The organism is Cupriavidus sp. 05T42 (assembly GCF_056396345.1).
This window is the reverse complement of record NZ_JBFTLH010000005.1, coordinates 1-19,488: the sequence shown is the minus strand read 5'-3', so window position 1 is coordinate 19,488 and position 19,488 is coordinate 1. Positions and strand designations below refer to the sequence as shown.

General features: G+C 66.3%; 15 protein-coding genes and 2 tRNA genes. 5 read left to right on the top strand and 12 right to left on the bottom strand.

Annotated elements, in window-relative coordinates:
* Nucleotides 1-71 precede the first annotated feature (71 nt).
* From AC1EJR_RS07980 to AC1EJR_RS07965, 4 genes are all read right to left on the bottom strand, one after another.
* Complete coding sequence (locus AC1EJR_RS07980) at nt 72-593, bottom strand: MarR family transcriptional regulator (RefSeq protein ID WP_092292819.1); 522 nt, start codon at nt 591-593, stop codon at nt 72-74.
* A 291-nt stretch (nt 594-884) separates the two neighbouring features.
* Complete coding sequence (locus AC1EJR_RS07975) at nt 885-1,217, bottom strand: hypothetical protein (RefSeq protein ID WP_441644440.1); 333 nt, start codon at nt 1,215-1,217, stop codon at nt 885-887.
* A 195-nt stretch (nt 1,218-1,412) separates the two neighbouring features.
* Entirely contained in the window at nt 1,413-2,393 is a 981-nt protein-coding gene (locus AC1EJR_RS07970; RefSeq protein WP_092292823.1) for a Bug family tripartite tricarboxylate transporter substrate binding protein, read from the bottom strand.
* A 216-nt stretch (nt 2,394-2,609) separates the two neighbouring features.
* Nucleotides 2,610-2,685 (bottom strand) — tRNA-Lys (locus AC1EJR_RS07965).
* A 116-nt stretch (nt 2,686-2,801) separates the two neighbouring features.
* Here AC1EJR_RS07965 and AC1EJR_RS07960 point away from each other — a divergent pair.
* Nucleotides 2,802-3,701 carry a LysR family transcriptional regulator gene (locus AC1EJR_RS07960; RefSeq protein WP_092292825.1) on the top strand — a complete coding sequence of 300 codons (900 nt, stop codon included), beginning with the start codon at nt 2,802-2,804 and terminating at the stop codon, nt 3,699-3,701.
* Between the two features lie 126 nt (nt 3,702-3,827).
* Complete coding sequence (locus AC1EJR_RS07955) at nt 3,828-5,216, top strand: 8-oxoguanine deaminase (RefSeq protein WP_092292827.1); 1,389 nt, start codon at nt 3,828-3,830, stop codon at nt 5,214-5,216.
* Nucleotides 5,217-5,280: 64 nt separating this feature from the next.
* Here AC1EJR_RS07955 and AC1EJR_RS07950 read toward each other — a convergent pair.
* A tRNA-Lys gene (locus AC1EJR_RS07950) sits at nt 5,281-5,356 on the bottom strand.
* A 257-nt stretch (nt 5,357-5,613) separates the two neighbouring features.
* Here AC1EJR_RS07950 and AC1EJR_RS07945 point away from each other — a divergent pair.
* The gene (locus AC1EJR_RS07945) at nt 5,614-5,877 is read left to right on the top strand and encodes a DUF1488 family protein (protein ID WP_092293309.1); all 264 of its coding nucleotides are present in this window, start codon (nt 5,614-5,616) and stop codon (nt 5,875-5,877) included.
* 140 nt (nt 5,878-6,017) lie between these two features.
* Here AC1EJR_RS07945 and AC1EJR_RS07940 read toward each other — a convergent pair whose 3' ends face one another.
* The 7 genes from AC1EJR_RS07940 to AC1EJR_RS07910 all read right to left on the bottom strand — a co-directional run bounded on the left by AC1EJR_RS07940 (nt 6,018) and on the right by AC1EJR_RS07910 (nt 15,984).
* A complete protein-coding gene (locus AC1EJR_RS07940; protein WP_092292829.1) occupies nt 6,018-7,907 on the bottom strand; it encodes a SulP family inorganic anion transporter in 1,890 nt (629 codons plus the stop codon).
* Between the two features lie 27 nt (nt 7,908-7,934).
* Entirely contained in the window at nt 7,935-8,732 is a 798-nt protein-coding gene (gene xth / locus AC1EJR_RS07935) for an exodeoxyribonuclease III (RefSeq protein WP_092292831.1), read from the bottom strand.
* A 43-nt stretch (nt 8,733-8,775) separates the two neighbouring features.
* On the bottom strand, nt 8,776-9,186 hold the full coding sequence (locus tag AC1EJR_RS07930; protein ID WP_092292833.1) for a hypothetical protein: 411 nt from the start codon (nt 9,184-9,186) through the stop codon (nt 8,776-8,778).
* A gap of 43 nt (nt 9,187-9,229) precedes the next feature.
* Complete coding sequence (locus AC1EJR_RS07925; protein WP_477106749.1) at nt 9,230-11,317, bottom strand: M3 family metallopeptidase; 2,088 nt, start codon at nt 11,315-11,317, stop codon at nt 9,230-9,232.
* A 122-nt stretch (nt 11,318-11,439) separates the two neighbouring features.
* Nucleotides 11,440-12,294: a bifunctional methylenetetrahydrofolate dehydrogenase/methenyltetrahydrofolate cyclohydrolase FolD gene (gene folD, locus AC1EJR_RS07920; protein WP_092292837.1), complete on the bottom strand. Its 855-nt coding sequence runs from the start codon at nt 12,292-12,294 to the stop codon at nt 11,440-11,442.
* 261 nt (nt 12,295-12,555) lie between these two features.
* Entirely contained in the window at nt 12,556-13,188 is a 633-nt protein-coding gene (locus tag AC1EJR_RS07915; RefSeq protein ID WP_092292841.1) for a response regulator transcription factor, read from the bottom strand.
* A gap of 165 nt (nt 13,189-13,353) precedes the next feature.
* Complete coding sequence (locus AC1EJR_RS07910; RefSeq protein ID WP_477146984.1) at nt 13,354-15,984, bottom strand: PAS domain S-box protein; 2,631 nt, start codon at nt 15,982-15,984, stop codon at nt 13,354-13,356.
* 328 nt (nt 15,985-16,312) lie between these two features.
* Between AC1EJR_RS07910 and aceE the strand changes: the two genes are divergently transcribed.
* Nucleotides 16,313-19,000, top strand: coding sequence for a pyruvate dehydrogenase (acetyl-transferring), homodimeric type (gene aceE, locus AC1EJR_RS07905; protein ID WP_092292845.1), 2,688 nt, complete (start codon nt 16,313-16,315; stop codon nt 18,998-19,000).
* Nucleotides 19,001-19,181: 181 nt separating this feature from the next.
* On the top strand, nt 19,182-19,488 hold a 307-nt coding region (locus AC1EJR_RS07900; RefSeq protein ID WP_477146983.1), incomplete at its 3' end, for a biotin/lipoyl-containing protein.

Below are 19,488 nucleotides of genomic sequence, written 5' to 3'. Positions count from 1 at the left end.
GGTGACAAAACACGTCAGCGGGCAGGTTGAGACGGGCGAGGCGCCCGGGGATCAGATGAAGCGCAAGCGGGTCAGGCGGCCACGGCGCGCAGCGCGGCGCGGCCGACCTCGGGCGGTACGACCACGGAGCTTTCGGAGCGCTCCCATGCGGCATTGCGGCGATGGCGCTCGGCATGGTCCTGCAGCGTGCCGGTCATGCGATGCAGCAGGCCGGTCAGCGCCACGCGCTCCTCGGCATTGAACTGGCCCACCGAGACCGAGTGCAGGGCCTTCACGCCCTGGCCGGCACGGTCCAGCCGCGCGGCGGCGCTGGCCGCAATGCGCGGGGCGCCATTGGCCTCGAACGCCAGCCAGCCTTCCTCGCGCAACTCGTTGAGCAGCCGTTCGGTCTGGGCCACGTCCATGAACACGGCGGCCGACAACGGCAATCCGCGGCGGAAGGTGCCGGTGTGGATGGCGCGCAGCAACAGCCATTTCGGATAGGTCAGCCCCGAGACAGACAAGGTCTGTTCGAGGGCGGCTTGCCACGCGGTCACGGCGTCGACAAGCGCGAGCACGATCGGCTCATTGATTTCGAGTGCTTTCGGCTGCATTGGCTCAGGTCTCCCAATCTGGGTTTGCCGCCTGCTTGCATCGTCTGTGCATGGGCCGGTGCATTGGCCGGCCCGGGCGGCACCGCTGCCTGCCTCTGATAGTGGGCGGGTCATCCGGTAGGCGAGACACTATCAGTAATGTATGGACATGGGTGTGACAGATCGGGTAAGTCCTAATCAGCCTTTTGCACGAGGTGCCGTGCGCACCTCGTGGCGGGGGCGTGTGGCCCCAAAAACAAAACAGCCCGCGACATGCGCGGGCTGCTTTCGCAAAACGACGACCTGGGTCGCTTACTGCTTCTTGGCGCCGTCGGTGTAGACGTCAGGCTTGCCGGACTTCGCACCATCGGTGTACGGGTCAGCCTTGCCGACCTTGGCGCCGTCCGTGTACGGATCGGCCTTCTTCGGGGCGAGATCGGTCTGCGTGGACTTCTTCGCGCCGTCGGTGTACGGGTCGAACTTGCCGGACTTGGCCGTGTTGGCGTGCGGGCTGGCCTTCTTGGTATGGCTGCCGCTGTGGATGTCGCCACCGTCCGTGTAGTTCTTCTGTGCGTGCGCCAGTTGCATGGTGCCCAGGCCGGCCAGCGCAGCAATGATCAGGGTCGGTACGGTCTTCTTCAGCATCTTCAATCCTCGCAGGTAATGCGCCATATCCGGGAATTCGTCGGAGGTCGTCAGATTCCGTACAGATACAGCAGATGAGAAAAATGGCTTTGTTACTACTGTACCGGGGTGCGCGTGCAGCAGCCAGCAATTTTGTAGATCCTGCGCTCGGGCGATGCTGCCGCCACACCACGGTGGCGGCAGGGGAGGCAGGTATTACTCCAGCGTGATGTTCTGGTCCACCGCGATCTTCTTGCGGAGGTCCAGTTCGCGCTTGATCTGGGCGGCGTACTGCTGCGAGGTGTTGCCGTCCGGATAGGCGCCGCTGTCATGCAGGCGCTTCTTCACGGCGGGGTCCTGAAGTGCCTTGATCGCCGCATCGTGGATCTTGGCGACGATGGCCGGCGGCGTGCCGGCCGGTGCCACCAGCCCGTACCAGGCCATGTTGTTCATGTCCTTCATGCCTTCCTCTGCGAAGGTGGGCACGTCAGGCAGGCCTTCCACGCGCTTGGGCGCGGCGACAGCCAGCGCGCGCAGGCGGCTGGACTGGATGAAGGGCATCGACGACGGCAGGTTGTCGAACTGGGCGTTGACCTGGCCGGCCAGCGTGTCGTTCAGGGCGGGGCCCGATCCACGGTAAGGAATGTGGACCATATCGGCCTTGGTGATGTACTTGAACAGCTCGCCATCGAGGTGCGAAATGCTGCCCTTGCCGGCCGAGGCGTAGCTGTACTTGCCCGGGTTGGCCTTCAGCAGTGCGACGAATTCCTTGAGATTCTTCGCCGGCACCTTCGGGTTCACGGTCAGCACGTTCGGCACGTTCACCAGGTTGGTGATCGGCGCGAAGTCCTTGATCGGATCGTACGGATTCTTGGCGTTGGTGGCCGGGTTGGTCGCCATCGTGCTCACGGTGGCGATGCCGAGCGTGTAGCCGTCCGGCGCGGACTTGGCCAGCGCGTCGGCGCCGATTGCGCCGCCGCCACCGCCACGGTTCTCCACCACCACGGGCTGGCCCAGCTCGCGGCCCAGTGCGTCGGACACGGCGCGGCCGACGATGTCGGTGGTGCCGCCCGCCGCGAACGGTACGATCAGGCGGATCGGCTTGTTGGGATACGCCTGCGCGTGGGCGATGCCCGCTTGTGCCAGGCCCAGCATGGCCAGGGCGACGGCCGCGCCCGCTTTCAGAACTGCTTTCAAGAGATGCCTCCGGTATTGTCTAGTTCCGCAATACGGAACTTCGTTCCGTGATGTGCGTTGACAGGCATTCAACCCTGAAAGGGTTCTGCAGGGAAATCGGTGAGAACCCGGTGGCGGGCGGGAAAGTGCGGCGCAATGCCGCTGAGGCGAAGCAAAAACGTCGATGCAAAGCAAAAAGCCCGGAACCTTGTGGATTCCGGGCTTTTCTGAATTCGCTGGTGGGGCGTGAGTGACTCGAACACTCGACCTACGGATTAAGAGTCCGCTGCTCTACCAACTGAGCTAACGCCCCAACGAAGAAAAAGATTGTAGCAAGGTACCGAATACGACGCAAGCCCCTCGGCGCATTTTTTTGCACCGCAATGCCAGCGGATTACAATGCGCGCACTTCGGCTTCCGGGCATCTCCATGCACGCGCGCGTTCTGCGGTATTTCGACGAGGTGGTCCGGCGCGGCTCCATCCGCCGCGCGGCCGAGCATCTGCATGTGGCGCCGACGGCCATCAATCGCCAGATCCTCGATCTGGAGGCCGAACTGGGCGCGCCGCTGTTCGAGCGCATCCACAAACGCCTGCACCTGACGCCGCTGGGCGAGATGGTGCTCGCCCATGTGCGCCAGACGCTACGCGAGCACGACGCGCTCCAGGCGCGCATCGCCGAGATCAAGGGCGCGCGGCGCGGCATGGTTACCGTGGCCACCACCTCCGGGCTGGCCGGCGCGCTGATGCCCTCGCTCGTCCACGACTTCCGCCAGCAGCATCCGGGCATCGCCGTGCGCGTGGCGGATCTGCCGGTGGACGGCATCGTCGCCGCGGTGGAGCAGGGCGATGCTGACCTCGGGCTCGGCTACGACCTGCCCGAAGTGGCCGCCTTCCGCGTGGCCGCGAGCCGTGACTGGTCGATTGGCGCGGTGGTCGCGCCCGGTCATCCGCTGGCCGCGCAGCCCTCCGCGCTGCTCGCCGAGGTGGCCGGCTATCCGTTGATCCTGCCCGCGCCGACACTGTCGATCCGCGCCTTGGTGGACGACGCCTTCGCCCGCCAATCGATCGACGTCACACCCGCTGTGGAATCGACCTCGGTGGTGCTGATCCAGCGCCTGGCGGCGGCCGGCGGCGGCGTGGCGCTACTCAATCCGCTTGATGTGATGGAAGACCGCGCGCGCGGCGCGCTGGTTTTCGTACCGTTGCGCGATGGGGGCCTGCAGCGCCAGACTCTGCGGCTGGTGGCGCGGGCGCGCGGGCCGATGAGCGCGGCGGGCGAGTTGATGGCGCAGGCCATCGGCGCAGCGCTGGACGGGTTGTTCCGCTGACTTGGTGGGCTCTTGCGCGGCGACCTGTCCACAAATTGTGGACACCTACGTCGAAATTTGACGCTTTGGCGCGCTGGGTGGCGCCAGTAGACTCCGGGGTGTCCGCAACTTCGATACACCTACGCCATGACCCTGATCCTCCAGCACGCCGATGTCCTCGTGACCATGGACACGCAACGCCGCGAAATCGCGGACGGCGCGCTGGTCGCCAACGGCCCCGCCATCGAGTGGGTCGGCCCCACCGCGGATCTCCCGGAAGCTTGGCGGCGCATGGCCGACGAAGGCCGCGCCGAAGTCATCGATATGCGCGGCCACGTGGTTATGCCGGGGCTGGTGAATACGCACCATCACATGTACCAGAGCCTGACGCGCGCCGTGCCGGCCGCGCAGGATGCCGAGCTGTTCTCGTGGCTGACCAATCTCTACATGCTGTGGTCGCACCTCACGCCGGAGATGATCCGCGTATCCACGCAGACGGCGATGGCCGAGCTGATGCTGTCCGGCTGCACGACGACGAGCGATCACCTCTACCTGTATCCGAACGGGTCGCGGCTGGATGATTCGATCGAGGCGGCGCAGCAGATGGGCATGCGCTTCCACGCGGCGCGCGGCTCGATGAGCGTCGGGCGCAGCCAGGGTGGCTTGCCGCCGGACGTGGTGGTGGAGTCGGAAACCGCCATCCTGCGCGACAGCCAGCGGCTGGTGGAGCAGTATCACGACGATTCCCGCCACGCCATGCTGCGCATGGTGCTGGCGCCGTGCTCGCCGTTCTCGGTCTCGCGTGACCTGATGCGCGAGTCGGCGGTCATGGCGCGCCACTACGGCGTCTCCCTGCACACCCACCTGGCCGAGAACGACAACGACATCGCCTATTCGCGCGAGAAATTCGGCCTCACGCCGGCGCAGTACGCCGAGGAGCTGGGCTGGGTCGGTCACGATGTCTGGCACGCGCACTGCGTGAAGCTGGACGACGAGGGCGTGGCGCTGTTCGCGCGCACCGGCACGGGCGTGGCCCATTGCCCGTGTTCGAACATGCGGCTGGCGTCCGGCATCGCGCCGATCCGCCGGATGCGGGATGCCGGCGTGCCGGTGGGCCTGGGCGTGGACGGCAGTGCATCGAACGATGGCGCCCATATGCTGGGCGAGGCGCGCCAGGCCATGCTGCTGCAGCGCGTGGGCTTCGGCCCGGCGGCGATGAGCGCGCGCGAGGCGCTGGAGATTGCCACCCTCGGCGGCGCGCGGGTGCTGAACCGTGACGATATCGGCGCGCTGGCCCCGGGCATGTCGGCGGACATCGTCGCCTTCGACATGTCGGGCGTGGGCTACGCGGGCGCCGGGCATGATCCGGTGGCGGCACTGGTCTTCTGCACGCCGGGCAATGTGGCCACGAGCATCATCAACGGCCGCGTGGTGGTGCGCGACGGCGAACTGCTGACGGCCGACCTGCCCGTGGTGCTTGGCGATCACCGCCGGCTGGCGCGCACGCTGTTCGAGCGGGCGGCCGGCGCGGATTGATGCAGGCGGACCAAGAATAAGAAAAGCCCGGAATCATTGCTGATTCCGGGCTTTTTGAATTCGCTGGTGGGGCGTGAGTGACTCGAACACTCGACCTACGGATTAAGAGTCCGCTGCTCTACCAACTGAGCTAACGCCCCAACGAAAACCGAGATTTTATCACCGTTTTCAGCGTTGTCAAATATTCCATGCATGGCCCCGCGCCAGTGGCGCTCACGGCATTGTCATGTCGCCGTGCGACCCTGTTGCGCTCGGCGCCATGCCGACGGAACTTGCATCCCGTCGCGCTGGTCAGTGAGACGAATCGCATTCACATGGCACAGTGCAGGGGATCGCAGACGATTGGCGTCGAGCCATGTTAGGATGCTTCTCCACTTGCATATGGAGGGCTGTGATGATGGAAATCAAATTCCAAGAGCAAGATCGCTACGACATCAATAATGAGGGCCTGCTGTTCCACGCGATTGTCGATGGTGAGCAAGTGACCTGCGTGGTGACACGCGAGGCACTGTGGGAAGGCTTCAGTGCCGACCAGGTGCTGTCGCTGGAAGAGGCGTTCCGCGCCGGTCGCGAGACCATCGAGCGCGCCGCCGTGGTACTGATCGAGCAGGGCGTGCCCCAGCCGGTCGTGGTGAAGCGCGCCCACGTGGCGCCAGTCTGATGGCGTCGGCAACGGCGTCCGTGTAAGGCGACGGCAGCAACCCTCCGCCGCCGGTTTCGGCACGGTTTCCCTACCGGCCGACCGGCGCACATTCTGGCTACATCCCTTAGTTTTCTACGTTTTCCCTACCGGTTCAGGGCCTAGGTCTTGGCGGTTTCCTGCGTGCCGGTCTCCGGTGCGTCAGCCGCTTCGGCATCCGCTGGTACCGGTGCGGGCGCTTCCGCGCCGCCGGGCTGCTGTGCGCATTCCTCGAAGATGCGCACGTGGCATTGCGCGCAGATTTCCGGGGACAGTTGCCGGACGATCGTGTGCAGCGCCTGCCGCTTGGTCTGGAAGATGTGGTCGCGCCCGAGCTTGTCGGTGAAGCCGGTCTGCTCCCACGTCTCCAGCACCTGCGTGCGCGGACGGTGGAAGTAGAGGTCGCCGCCGGCCGCGCGCCGCTCGGCCAGTTCCGTCTCCCACATCTCGGCGCCGGCCAGGTCGATGAAGTTCATGCTCTTGGTCATCGCCAGCAGGCGCGTCTGGCCGGGGTTGACCGTGCGCAGCCAGTGCAGCCGGTCCGTCACGTACTGCACCGCGCCGAAGTAGATCGCGCCTTCCATGCGTAGCAGCTTCAGCTGCGGGCATTCGGGCTGCGGGCGACGGAGTTCGTCGAGCGGGGTGAAGCGGCGGCCGGGATCGTCTGCGTCGGGCACGAGGCTACGCACGGCCGGACGCGAGGTGCGGTACAGGTAGGCCACCAGCGACAGGATGGTGCCGAGCAGCACCGCCATCTCCAGCCGGATCACCAGCGTAGCGGCGAAGGTGCCCACCGCGATGGCGAACTCCGTGCGCGAGAGGTCGGCGATGCGCCGCAGCCGTGCCAGGTCCAGCAGGCCCCAGGCCACCAGCAGCAGCATTGCTGCGATGGCCGCCAGCGGGATCTGCGCCAGCAGCGGGGCGCTGACCATGACCAGCACCACCAGCAGCACCGCCGAGAACACGCTGGCCAGCGGCGTCTGCGCGCCGGCCTCGAAGTTCGGCATCGACCGGTTCAGCGAGCCGCACGAGATATAGCTGGAAAACAATCCGCCCGCGATATTGGAGAGCCCCTGGCCGATGAACTCGCGGTTGGCATCCACATGCTGGCCCGAGCGCGCCGCAACAGCCTTGGCGATCGAGATCGACTGCCCGAGCGCGACGATGGTCAGTGCGGCGGCAATGCCGAGCAGGTCCGGCACGGTACGCCAGTTGATGTCCGGCACCTGGAAGGGCGGCAACGCCGACGGAATCGGCCCGACCACGTTCACATGGTGCGCGCCGTCCCAGTGGTTGAGCGCCAGCGCCACGCCGAAGCCGCCCACCAGCCCGATCAGCATGAACGGCAGCCGGCGCGAGATGCGCCGCACCACCAGCGTGACCGCCAGCGTGACCGCGCCGACAATCACGGCGCTCCAGTTGATCGTGGCGGCATTCTCGAACAGGAAGCGGACCACGCCGAACGCGCTGGTGCCGGTGGGCACCGCCAGCCCGAACAGGTCCTTCAAGGCATAGAGTCCGATCAGCGTGGCCGCGCCGCAGGTGAAGCCGAGCAGCACCGACGGCGAGATGAAGTTGGCCAGCGACCCCAGCCGCAGGGCACCCACCGCCAGCTGCAACACCCCGACGAGGATCGTCACGGCCAGCGCCAGCGCGATGTAGGCTGGGCTGCCGACGAACGCCACCGGACTCAGCATGGCGAACAGCGCCAGCGAGTTGGCATTGGTCGGCCCCGACATCACATGCCAGCTCGAACCGAACAGCGCCGCGACGATGCACGGCACCACGGCGGTATAGATGCCGTACTGCGGTGGCAGGCCGGCCAGCGTGGCAAACGCCACGCCCTGCGGCAGCACCAGCACGGCGCCGAGCAGCCCGGCGATGAGATCGGCGCGCAGCGCGGCCCGCGTCACGCGGTGGCGCCATGGGAACAGCCGGAGCAGGCGATTGCCGGCATCCGCCGCCGGTTTAGGGGATGGCGGGGATGGTGGGGAAAGCGGGGGCGCAGTCATCCGACGATGATGCCGCAGCCGCGCCGTTCAGTCGAGTTTCAGCGTGGCCACGACCGGCGTATGGTCCGACGGCTGCTCCCAGCGGCGCGGCTCCTTGTCGATGCCACAAGTCGTGCAGGCCGCCGCCAGCGCGGGAGACAGCAGGATGTGGTCGATGCGCAGGCCCGCGTTGCGGCGGAAGCCCATCATCCGGTAGTCCCACCAGGAGAACATCTTCTCCGGTTGTTCGAACAGGCGGAACGAATCGACCAGGCCCATCGCGATCAGCGCCTTGAAGGCGTCGCGCTCCTGGGGCGAGACCAGGTTCTGGCCCTCCCACTTGGCGGGGTCGTGCACGTCACGGTCTTCCGGGGCGATATTGAAATCGCCGAGCAGCGCCAGCTTGGGGTAGCGCGTCATTTCCTCGCGCAGCCACCCGGTGATGGCCTGGAGCCAGTCGAGCTTGTAGACGAACTTGTCCGAATCGAGCGCCTGGCCGTTGGGGAAGTAGGCGCTGATCAGGCGCACGTCGCCATAGGTGGCGGCTACCACGCGCTGTTGGGCGTCCTCGTAGCCGGGGATGTTGCGCACCACGTCGGCGGCGGCCGGCATGGTGCCGTCACGGGCGACGATCGCCACGCCGTTGTACGTCTTCTGGCCCGTGTAGACGCTATGGAAGCCAGCCGCCTCGAGTTCGGCCAGCGGGTACTTGTCGTCGGGCAGCTTGAGTTCCTGGAGGCAGAGCGCGTCGATGGGCGTGCCGGCGGCGTCCTGCGCGGCAAGCCATTGCAGCACCTGGGGCAGGCGCACCTTGAGGGAGTTGACGTTCCAGGAGGCGATTCTCATCGTTGTTCGGTGTGGAGTGTTCTTATTAGTCGGGGAGGGAGGCTCATTCGCCCAAACCGCCACCCAGCAGGTCGCCCTGATCGAGGATGGCGTAGGCGATTTCCGGATGGGCGTCCATGCAGCGGCGAATCGCGGCGGGAATATTCTGGCGGGTCTTGCGGCACAGGCCCGGGCGGTCGGCCAGTTCGATGCGGAAGCCGCGCGTCGTGCGGACTTCGTTCGCGCTCGGCGTGATGGTCACCTCGATGCCAAGCAATTCGGCCATGCGGGCTTCCATGTGCCGCAGTTCCTCGAGCGAGGTGAGCTGCTCCAGCCGTGCCACGAGCTTCTTTTCCTCCTGCTGCGTCAGCCGCAGGATGCGATGGTCGGCCTGGGGATCGTCAAGCAAGACCTCCCGGTTGCAGACGCAAGCGCCCGGCGGACATTCCTGACGAATTGGGAAAGGAAAGTCCATGAGCCGGGCGCCTGGTCAGCGAAGCGGGAAGTAAATGTGACGATTACGCCGCCATGCCTCCGTGACGCAGCAGCGCGTCGATCTGCGGGGCGCGGCCACGGAAGGCCACGAACGATTCCATCGCCGGGCGGCTGCCGCCCACCGACAGGATCTCGCGCCGATACCGCTCGCCAGTGGCCGAATCGAGCACGCTGCCGGACAGCTGTCCGGCTTCCTCGAACGCGGCGTAGACATCGGCGGACAGCACTTCGGCCCACTTGTAGCTGTAGTAGCCCGCCGCGTAGCCGCCCGCGAAGATGTGGCTGAACGTGTTCGGCCAGCGCGACAGCGGCGACTGCGGCACCACGTGCTTGCTGTCGTTGATCTCGCGCGACAGTTCCAGCACCGAGGTCTGGCCCTGCGGGTCATAGTCGGTGTGCAGGTGCATGTCGTACGATGAGTAGACGATCTGGCGCAGCGTCATCATGCCGTTCTGGAAGTTCTTGGCGGCCAGCATCTTGTCGAACAGCGCGCGCGGCAGCGGGGCGCCGGTCTCGACGTGGGCGGTCATCTTCGCCAGCACCTCGTATTCCCAGCAGAAGTTCTCCATGAACTGCGACGGCAGTTCCACGGCATCCCACTCCACGCCGTTGATGCCGGACACGCCGAGGTCGCCCACCTGCGTCAGCATGTGGTGCAGGCCGTGGCCGAACTCGTGGAACAGCGTGATGACCTCGTCGTGCGTGAACAGCGCCGGCTTGCCGCCCACGGGCGCCGTGAAGTTGCAGGTCAGGTAGGCCACCGGGGTCTGCACGGTGCCGTTGTCGCGTTCCTTGCGGCCGCGCGCATCGTCCATCCAGGCGCCACCGCGCTTGCCTTCGCGTGCGTAGAGGTCGATGTAGAACTGGGCGAGCAGGGCGCCCTGCGGCGACACCACGCGGTAGAAACGCACGTCCTTGTGCCAGGTCTGGGCTTCGTCCGGGCGGATGCTGACCGAGAACAGCTTCTCGACCACGCCGAACAGCCCTTCGAGCACCTTCGGCTCCTGGAAATACTGCTTCACTTCGTCGTCCGAGAACGAATAGCGCTGCTGGCGCAGCTTCTCGGACGCGTAGGCCACGTCCCACGGCTTCAGCTCGGCCAGGCCCAGCTCGGCGGCGGAGAACTGGCGCAGCTCGGCCCAGTCGCGCTCGGCGTAGGGGCGCGCCTTGACGGCCAGTTCGTCGAGGAACTTGAGCACGTCGGCCGGCGACTCGGCCATCTTCGGCACGAGCGAGACCTCGCCGTAGTTGTTGTAGCCAAGCATCTGCGCTTCCTCGCGGCGCAGCGTCAGCTGCTCGCGCATGTTGGCGGTGTTGTCCCAGTCGGCCTGCCCGCTGCCGTACTGCGCACCGAGTTCCGAGGCGCGCGTCACGCTCGCTTCGTACATGGTCTGGCGCAGCGCGCGGTCATCGGCATATTGCAGCACCGGGTAGTACGACGGGAAGTGCAGGGTGAACTTCCAGCCGGCCTTCTCGTCCTTCTGCGCGGCGATGGCGGCGGCTTCCTTCGCATCGGCGGGAATGCCGGCCAGGCGCGCCTCGTCTTCTATATAGAGGGCGTAGGCATTGGTGGCGTCGAGCACGTGGTCCGAGAAGGCCTTGGAAAGCTGGGCCTGCTGCTCCTGGATCTCGGCGAAGCGCGGCTTGCGGTCTTCGGGCAGCTCGGCGCCGCCGAGGCGGAAGCCGCGCAGCTCGTTTTCGAGCAGTTGCTTGCGCGCCGGCGTCAGGCCCGCGAACTCGGGGCCGGTGGCCACGGCCTTGTACTTCTCGAACAGCGCGAGGTTCTGGCCCAGCGACGACCAGAACTCGGTCATGCGGGGCAGGTTGTCGGTGTGGACCTTGCGCAGTTCGGGCGTGTCCGCCACGGCGCTCAGGTGGCCCACCACGCCCCAGGCGCGGCCGAGCGGCTCGGTGGCGGCCTCGAGGGCTTCCACGGCGCTGGTCCAGGTGGCCGGGGTGGCCGGGTCTTCGGCGCGGGCCACGCCAGCCTGGGCGTCGGCCAGTAGCACGTCCAGCGCCGGGCTGATGTGCTCGGGACGAATCTCGGCAAAGCGGGGCAGGTCGGTAAAGTCGAGCAGGGGATTGGTAGCGCGGTCGTTGTTCACGGTCATGGCGGTTCTCGGTTGGCGAGCCTCGGTCTTTATACGTTCACACGTGCAAAGATGAGGCGTCTGCGCGGAAATTTCCAGTTCGACTTTCCTATCGGGCCGATTGGGGCCCGGCGGCCGGCGGATTACAGGCCGGCTTCGCGCTCGGCGGCTTCGAGGGTGTTGATCAGCAGCATCGTGATCGTCATCGGCCCCACACCGCCCGGCACCGGGGTGATGTGGCCGGCCACCTCGCGCACGCCGGCGAAGTCCACGTCGCCGCACAGCTTGCCGGCATCGTCACGGTTCATGCCGACGTCGATGACCACGGCGCCCGGCTTGACCATATCGGCGGTGATGATGTTGCGGCGGCCCACGGCGGCCACGATCACATCGGCCTCGCGCGTATGGGCGGCCAGGTCGCGCGTCTTGCTGTTGCAGATCGTTACGGTTGCGCCGGCCTGGAGCAGCAGCATGGCCATCGGCTTGCCGACGATGTTCGAGGCGCCCACCACCACGGCACGCGCGCCGCGCAGCGGGTACTGGATCGATTCCAGCATCTTCATGCACCCATAGGGCGTGCACGGGCGGAACAACGGGGCGCCGGTCATCAGCGCGCCGGCGTTGGCCACGTGGAAGCCATCCACGTCCTTTTCCGGGGCGATGGCTTCGAGCACCTTGTGGCTGTCGATGTGCTTCGGCAGCGGCAGTTGCACCAGGATGCCGTGGATCTTCGGGTCGTCGTTCAGTTCGTCGATGCGCGCCAGCAGGTCGGCTTCGGACAGATCGACCGGATAGCGGTCCAGCGACGAATGGAAACCGTTGTCCTCGCAAGCCTTGACCTTGTTGCGCACATAGACCTGGCTGGCGGAATCCTCGCCCACAAGCACCACGGCGAGGCCGGGCTGGTGACCCTTCTCGGTCAGGCGGGCGGCGCGCTGGGCGGCTTCGGTACGGATTTGTTTGGCAAGGGCGTTGCCGTCGATCAGTTGGGCGGGCATGGGATTCTGCGGGAGAGGCTGGGAAGTCGGGGCAGGCGGCGCGCGCGGGGCGGCGGCGTCGCGGACAAAGCCGGATTATAAGGGTTTGGCGCCCATCGGCGGGCAGTTGGCGCGGTGCAAGCTGCTCGGACGGGACAGTTTGTGGCACACCCAGTTCGGCATGATTGTGCTGTTTGCATTACTTTTTCCGCCAACCTCCTGATCGACGATCCATAAAAAAACGGCGCCTTTGCGCCGTTTTTTCCCCGTCCATCCAGCCGATCAGCTGTTGCGCGACAGTGCCAGTCGCAGCAGATCCGCCACGGTATTCACGTTGAGCTTTTCCATGATGTTGGCGCGATGCGCCTCCACCGTCTTGATGGAAATGCCCAGGTCGTCGGCGATCTGCTTGTTCAGGCGGCCGGCCACGATGCGCTCCAGCACCTGCTGCTCGCGCGTGGTCAGCTTGCCCAGCAGGTCCTTGGCGGCGCGCTGCTCGCGGGCGGCCGAATGGTCCGTTCGGGCCTTCTGGAGCATGCGCTCCACCAGCGCGCGCAGCTCGGATTCGTCGAACGGCTTCTCGATGAAGTCGATCGCGCCGCGCTTCATCGTGGACACGGCCATCGGCACGTCGCCGTGGCCGGTGATGAACACGATGGGAATGTCGATGTGCTCGGCCAGCATGCGTTCCTGCAGTTCCGGGCCGCTCATGCCGGGCATGCGCACGTCCAGGATCAGGCAGGACACCTGGCCGGCATCGTAGGCGGACAGGAACTGCTCGGCGCTGTTGAAGCTGCGCACCTGGTAGCCATTGCCCTCCAGCAGCCAGGTCAGCGAGTCGCGCATGGCTTCATCGTCATCGACGATGAACACGGTCTCGCCACGATGCGGAGTGGGACTGGGCGTTGCGGTCATGAAGTCTCCTGGGGCAAATTCGTTAACGACCAAGTCGTTTGCAACTAAGTGTAACCGCCTGGCGGCGTGCGCAACACTATCCGGTCGAGTGGCAGATCTGCGGCGACCCACCCAAGCCCCGCGGCGGAAGGTCTCATCGCGTCTGTCTCGCCGGGGTGCCCGGGCTTATTGCTGGGGGAGCGCAGGCTGCAGCGGCAGCGTGATTTTAAACGTACAGCCGATCCCGTCCACATTGTTTTCCACCCAGAGCCGGCCCTGGTGGGATTCAATGATCGAGCGGCAGATGTTCAGGCCCATGCCCATGCCGTCGGACTTGGTGCTGAAGAACGGCTCGAACAGGCGCTCCTTGGTGGTTTCGTCCACGCCCGGGCCCTGGTCGATCACGTCGATGCAGACGCACTGGCCGAACTCCACCGGCTCGATACGCGCATGCAGGCGCACCACGCCGGCGGCGCGCATGGCAGGCAGCCCGGCCATGGCCTCCACGGCGTTCTTGAGCAGGTTCACCAGCACCTGCTCGATCAGCACCGGGTCCACGTACAGCAGCAGCGGGGGGGCAGGCAGGCGGGTGAGGATGGTCACGCGGCGGCGCGTGGCTTCCAGGTCGGCCAGGCCCACGGCGTCCGCCACGATATCGTGGAGGGATGCCTCGCGCCGCTGCGGCTGGCTGCGCTTCACGAACCCCCGGATGCGGCTGATGATGGTGCCCGCCCGCACGGCCTGTGCCGACGTCTTTTCGAGCACAGGAATCAGCTCTTCCGGCGTGCTGCGCCCCGAATGGAGCCGCGCCACGGCACCCATGCAGTAGTTATTGATGGCCGCCAGCGGCTGGTTCAGTTCGTGCGCCAGCGACGACGCCATCTCGCCCATCGTGGTCAGCCGGCTGGTGAACTGGAGCCGTTCCTCGTGCTGGCGCGCCATTTCCTCGGCGGCCTTGCGCACCGTGATGTCGGTGGCGATCTGCATCTGCGCCAGGTGGCCGTCCACCCACTGGATATAGCGGCGGCGCACTTCGAACCATTTCTGCATGTCTGGCACGAAGACCTCGCGCGCGTCGGACGCGTACGGCATCAGCTCCGAGGCCGGCAGGCCGGCGTACGCGTCGACAAAGTCAGTGTTGTCGCTCGACATCTGCTCGCGGTCGAAGTCGTCGCCGGCCAGTTTCAGGTGCCCCTCGGCCTCCCAGCCGAACAGCTGCCGGTAATAGCGGTTGGCGAACAGCAGCTCGGCCTTGTCGGTGGCCAGCACGGACACGGCGGCGTCCAGGCTTTCCAGCACGGTCGTGAAGCGGTCGTGTGCGGCGGCCAGTTCCTCGCGGGCGCGCTTGGGCTCGGTGATGTCCGTCATCGAACTCATCCAGCCCGTATGGCGGCCCCGGCCGTCTACTAGTGGCGAGACGTACATCCGCGCGAAGAAGCTGCTGCCGTCGCGGCGCATCACGCGCATCTCGTAGCCGGTGGCGGGCGACTTGCCCTGCAGCGTCAGGTCGATCTGCTTCTGCATCTCCTGCTGGTCGTTGGGCGGCCAGTAGGGGAACGGCGGCACGCGGCCGACCAGGGCGCCCTCGGACCAGCCCGTCATGCGGCAGAAGGCGGGATTCACATAGGTGATGCGGCCGTTCAGGTCGAGCGCGCGCAGGCCGATCAGCATCGAGTTTTCCATCGCCCGGCGGAACGAGGTCTCGGCCAGCAGGGCGCGCTGCGCCTCGGAGCGGCGGCTGGTGTGCCGCCACATGCTCCACAGGCTCCAGAGCAGGAAGCAGGACAGCCCCACCACCAGCCACAGCAGCATGTTGTTAGGCAGGTTCGATGGCGGCGGGTAGGCATCCGCGCGCAGCGAGAGCGAGTGTCCAGGTGGATCAAGCAGCACTTCGTACGACAGCGCATTGCCCGGCACGGGCCGCAGCGACGTGCTCGCGCGCGTCTGGTTGTTCTTGTCGATGAGCGAGAAGCGGTAGCGCTCCGTCAGCTCGGGCGGCAGCAGGTGGGTCAGGATGCCGTTGATCGAATAGAGCGCGCCGAGGGTGCCGAGGAACTCGTTGTCCCGCACGATCGGCACTTCCATCAGCATGAAGCTGTCGCCGCGGTCGTTCATCAGCGGGCGGGAGTAGACCACGCGCTGGGTCTCGCGGGCGGCGTCGAAGGTGTCGAGGACTTCCGGCTCCAGCGGATGGTCGACGGTCTCCCGCAACCGGCCGGCAAACTCCGACGTGGACGGCAGCGACCAGCGGCCGCGCCGCGTGGCATCGAGCCAGTTCACAAAGACGATTTCCGGGTTCTCTCGCAAGATTTCCTGCGCGGCCGTGCGATAGGCTCCCTGGTCGAGCTGCGCGGCGGCGATGTCGCGCGCCAGCGAGGCCAGCTGGTCCTGGTTGCTCAGCAGGGAGAGCCGCACGCGCTGCTGCGCCCAGGCGGCGTCGCGGTACAGGGCGTCGCGCTGCTGCTGGCGCTCCGTCTCGTGCAGCGACCACAGGATGACGCCCATCGCCACGGTGAAGAGCACAATCGCCACGAGCGGGATGAACATGAACCAGCTCGTCGCCACGAGGTTGCGCCAGCGCAGCCACCAGAGCCGGCGCGGCGCGGCGGCGAAGGGGCCGTCGGCTTCGTGGGCGTCGGCGGCGTCGTGCGCCACGTCGTCATGGGGATCGCCGTCGCGTCCGGCGTGGGCCGCGTGCTGGGCGGCATGGTGCGCGGCGGCAGACGCTTCCACCGTGGCCGGGGTCACGGCCCCGGAGGGATTTGGGGGAAGCATGGCCGTGCGCAGGCCGGAGAGGAGTCGTTGGAGGAACTGCATAAGGGATTGACGGCTGACCGGCCAGTGTATAGGGATTATTGCGGTGCGTCGCTTGGGGAAAGCGCCTATGCGGCACCTGCTCAAGTTTGCGCGGATCGTGCCCCGGGCAGGGCTGGCGAGGAAGCGGCGTCCGATCAATGCGCGGGCGACATCGGCCTGCGGCGCGCGCGCTCTGGTGCACCGCCGCAATATTTCACATTATAAGAAACGAATCCGTAATCTGAAAATTTCGCTTGTCAGCCTCTGCTGTGCTTCCATAGAATCGCTTCGACCAGACAATGCGGGCGGATCTCGTGCGCTCGCCAGGAATTCACCAGGAGACAGTCTCATGTCAGCCGTACCAGAGCAGATTCTCGGCGCGAGCAGCGCCAACGACGCCGATCCCCAGGAAACGCATGAATGGCTGGATGCCCTGCAGGGCGTGCTGGCGGCCGAAGGTGCGGAACGCGCCGCTTTCCTGATCGAAAAGCAGATCGAATATGCACGCGTGAACGGCGTGACCCAGCCGTTCCACGCCGAGACGCAGTACATCAACACCATTCCGGTGGAGCAGCAGGCCCGCATTCCAGGCGACCAGGATATCGAGCACCGCATCCGCTCGTACACGCGCTGGAACGCGATGGCCATGGTGCTGCGCGCCAACAAGCACACCAACGTGGGCGGCCATATCTCGTCGTTCGCGTCGGCCGCCACGCTTTATGACGTCGGCTACAACCACTTCTGGCGCGCCCCGTCCGAGCAGAGCGGCGGCGACCTCGTCTTCGTGCAGGGCCACTCGGCGCCGGGCGTGTACTCGCGCGCCTTCCTGCTGGGCCGCCTGACCCCCGAGCAACTCGACAACTTCCGCCAGGAAGTGGACGGCAAGGGCATCTCGTCCTACCCGCACCCGTGGCTGATGCCGGACTTCTGGCAGTTCCCGACCGTCTCGATGGGCCTGGGCCCGATCATGGCGATCTACCAGGCGCGCTTCATGAAGTACCTGGACAGCCGCGGCCTGGCCAAGGCCGGCGACCGCAAGGTCTGGGCCTTCCTGGGTGACGGCGAGACCGACGAGCCGGAATCGCTCGGCGCGATCGGCATGGCCGGCCGCGAGAAGCTGGACAACCTCGTCTTCGTGATCAACTGCAACCTGCAGCGCCTGGACGGTCCGGTGCGCGGCAACGGCAAGATCATCCAGGAACTGGAATCGGAATTCCGCGGTTCGGGCTGGAACGTGATCAAGGTGGTCTGGGGCAGCCGCTGGGACCAGCTCCTGGCACGCGACACCAAGGGCCTGCTGATGAAACGCATGATGGAATGCGTGGACGGCGAGTACCAGACCTTCAAGGCCAAGGACGGCGCCTACGTGCGCGAGTTCTTCTTCAACACGCCGGAGCTGAAGGCCATGGTGGCCGACTGGTCCGACGACGACATCTGGCGCCTGAACCGTGGCGGCCATGACCCGCACAAGATCTACGCCGCCTACAAGGCCGCCAGCGAGCACAAGGGCCAGCCGACGCTGATCCTGGCCAAGACCATCAAGGGCTATGGCATGGGCGATGCCGGCCAGGCCATGAACGTGGCCCACCAGCAGAAGAAGATGCCGGTGGACGCGATCCGCAAGTTCCGCGACCAGTTCAACATCCCGGTGACGGACGACAAGATCGAGGACGTGCCGTACCTGACCTTCGAGGATGGCTCGAAGGAACTCGAATACATGCGCGCCCGCCGCATGGAACTGGGCGGCTACCTGCCCAGCCGCCGCCTGAAGGCGGAAGCGCTGCCGGTGCCCGAGCTGGCCGCGTTCGACGCGCTGCTCAAGGCCACCGGCGAAGGCCGCGAGGTCTCCACGACCATGGCCTTCGTGCGGATCCTGAACACGCTGCTCAAGGACAAGAAGATTGGCAAGCACGTGGTGCCCATCGTGCCCGATGAGTCGCGCACGTTCGGCATGGAAGGGCTGTTCCGCCAGGTCGGCATCTGGAACCAGGAAGGCCAGAAGTACGTGCCGCAGGATCACGACCAGCTGATGTTCTACAAGGAATCGCAGACTGGCCAGGTGCTGCAGGAAGGCATCAACGAAGCCGGCGCCATGTGCGACTGGATTGCTGCCGCCACGTCGTACTCGACGCACGGCGTGCAGATGATCCCGTTCTACATCTACTACTCGATGTTCGGCATCCAGCGTATCGGCGACCTGTGCTGGGCCGCTGCCGACATGCGCTCGCGCGGCTTCCTGCTGGGCGGTACCTCGGGCCGGACCACGCTGAACGGCGAGGGCCTGCAACACGAGGACGGCCATTCGCACGTGTTCCACGCCGTGATCCCGAACTGCATCTCGTATGACCCGACGTTCCAGTACGAACTGGCCGTGATCATGCAGGACGGCATGCGCCGCATGTACGCCGAACAGGAAGACGTCTATTACTACCTGACGGTGATGAACGAGAACTACGAGCACCCGGAAATGCCGGCTGGCGTGGAACGCGACATCGTCCAGGGCATGTACCAGTTCCGCAAGGGCGTGGAGAACAGCAACGCGCCGCGCGTGCAGTTGCTGGGTTCGGGCACGATCTTCCGCGAGGTGATCGCCGCCGCCGAGCTGCTCAAGAAGGACTGGGGCGTCGAGTCGGACCTGTGGAGCTGCCCGAGCTTCACCGAGCTGGCCCGCGAAGGCAATGCCGCCGAGCGCCACAACCTGCTGCACCCCACCGAGACGCCGCGCGAGTCGTTCGTCGCCCAGAAGCTCAAGGGCGTGCGCGGCCCGGTCATCGCCTCCACGGACTACATCCGCGCGTTCGCCGAGCAGATCCGTCCGTTCGTGCCGCGCCGCTATGTGGTGCTGGGCACCGACGGCTTCGGCCGCTCGGATACCCGCGAGAAGCTGCGCCACTTCTTCGAGGTGGATCGCCACTGGGTCACGCTGGCCGCGCTGAAGGCGCTGGCCGACGAAGGCGCGATCGGTCGTGAAAAGGTCGCCGAGGCGATCAAGAAGTACAACCTCGACCCGAGCAAGCCGAACCCGATGTCGGTCTGATTCCCGGACTTACACGCCTGAACCCCCCCGCAGTGCGGCACCCGCCGCGCCGCGGGCGCCCCCGGCTGGCCCGGCGGCGCCTTGCGGCGTGGCAACGTGACAGAAGCGTGAGGCGAGAGTAACCTCGCCGAGCGTTTGTCGTGTGTAGACGCGAGTGCCGGCTGCCCAGGAGAGACACTGAATGAGTCAAGCGATTGAAATCAAGGTGCCGGATATCGGCGACTATGACGCCGTACCCGTCATCGAAGTGCACGTGAAGCCGGGCGATACCATCAACGCGGAAGACGCGCTGGTGACGCTGGAGTCGGACAAGGCGACCATGGACGTGCCCAGCCCGCAGGCCGGCACCGTCAAGGAAGTCCGCATCAAGGTGGGCGACAACGTGGCCGAAGGCTCGGTGCTGGTGATGCTGGAGCCGGCAGGTGCCGGCGCCGCCGCGCCTGCCCCGGCTCCGGCCGCCGCCCCGGCACCGGCTCCCGCGGCGGCTC